Genomic DNA, 1,683 nt, shown 5'->3' with positions numbered 1-1,683 from the left:
CGATCGTGTCGATGGTGTAATCACCACCTTTCGCCAATACATCCGGCATAACTGTTTCGATAAGGTAGAAAGGTGTGTCGTCGTATTGATCGCCTTTCACCTCTCCAAAAGGAAGGACCCAGTCGACGCTTGCGAGTCCGCCGATCACCGTAGCGCGTTCTTCATAACCATTCACGGGGCGTGTTTCACCTTTTAAGCGTTTAACGGATTCGTCTGAGTTTAATCCCAGTACAAGTCTATCGCCTAATGCTCGCGCTTTTTCTAAATAGCGCACATGCCCTGCATGAAGAATATCGAAGCAGCCGTTGGTGAATACAATTTTTTCGCCAGCAAGTTTGGCAAGCTCTATGTGACGCAATGTCTCTTCGTAAGTTTCGGTCTCGCGGGTTCCTCGATGTTCAAAGAACACACGATTTGCGATTTGGTAAAGCTCTTCAGGAGAAACTGTTTCGGCACCCAGTTTAGCCACGACGACTCCGGCTGCTAAATTCGCTATCTGCGCCGCATCTTCAAGAGGGGTGCCTGCCGCCATCATTAAGGCCAAGGTGCCGATGACTGTGTCGCCTGCACCGGTTACGTCAGCGACTTCAAGTACACGGGTTGGCATGTCATGTTTTGAGGAGGGTGTGATGACCGACATACCTTGTTCGCTGCGAGTCAGAAGGATGGCATCGAGATCGCATTTTGCCATCAGTGCTTTCGCTGAAGCGTGAATGCTCTCCTCGCTGTCGGTTTGACCTCCAGCAGCAATAAATTCTTTCAGGTTTGGCGTGATGACGTGTGCGCCACGGTAGACCGATAAATCTGAAGACTTTGGATCGACTAAGATTGTTTTGCCACGTTTGCGTGCTTCATGAATCATTTCTCCGACATAGCGTAAAGAGCCCTTGTTGTAGTCGGAAAAAATAACGAAATCATAGTTATCGATCTGAGCTATAAATTGTTCTTTCAAGGTTTGCGCATGCGCATCTGCAAAAAGCTCTTCGAAATCAAGACGCACCACTTGTTGATGGCGACTGATGACACGAAGCTTGGTGATTGTTGGCTGTTGATCTTGACGAATAAGTGCGGAGCTTACTTTGTCTGTTGCGAGCATGGCTTCAAGACGATCGGCGTTTTCATCATTGCCAATTAGCCCCATTAAACTAACTTGCCCGTTCAAATGCGCAATGTTGCGTGCCACGTTTGCCGCGCCGCCAATTCTGTCTTCAAGATTGTTGATTTTAACAACAGGAACCGGAGCTTCTGGAGAGATTCTTTGCGAGTCTCCTTGCCAGTAGCGATCAAGCATTACGTCGCCAACAACAAGAATATTCAGGTCAGAAAGGTGGTCTAAAACGGAAATATCAAACATTAAATGGTGCAGCCAAGCTATGCGTCAGAGGAATGAATTAACAACGCAATAGCTTAGCTTAAATGAGTAAAACCTTACAGCTTTGATGTTTGATCTATCTATTCTTCAATGTTTGCTGCTTTTGTTCTTGAAATAGCTGCATTCATTGAGTCGGCAGTTAAATTAACGTTATTCAGCAGGTGAACAGCAAATTCGATGTTATTGATATCTGTGTCCTGTATTGTTAGTTCTGTTGGGGCTGTGTGAGCTGGGTATGCCCCGCATATTTCAGCGAATTCACAAATAGTATAGTTACTATCAATATCACTTCCTCCTAACAGGTTGTAGTT

2 protein-coding genes are annotated in these 1,683 nt (G+C 45.9%); both read right to left on the bottom strand.

Translation table 11 applies throughout. From position 1 onward, the window contains the following. Positions 1–1,354: bifunctional D-glycero-beta-D-manno-heptose-7-phosphate kinase/D-glycero-beta-D-manno-heptose 1-phosphate adenylyltransferase HldE (hldE, locus tag A3762_RS12095; RefSeq protein WP_068755753.1), on the bottom strand; the 1,354-nt coding region annotated here is incomplete at its 3' end. A gap of 98 nt (positions 1,355–1,452) precedes the next feature. Beyond that, on the bottom strand, positions 1,453–1,683 hold a 231-nt coding region (locus tag A3762_RS27555), incomplete at its 5' end, for a hypothetical protein (RefSeq protein ID WP_197469225.1).

The sequence above is a fragment of the Oleiphilus sp. HI0125 genome (assembly GCF_001635355.1).
Note: the sequence above shows the minus strand (reverse complement) of the source record. Positions and strands in the feature narration are given on the sequence as shown.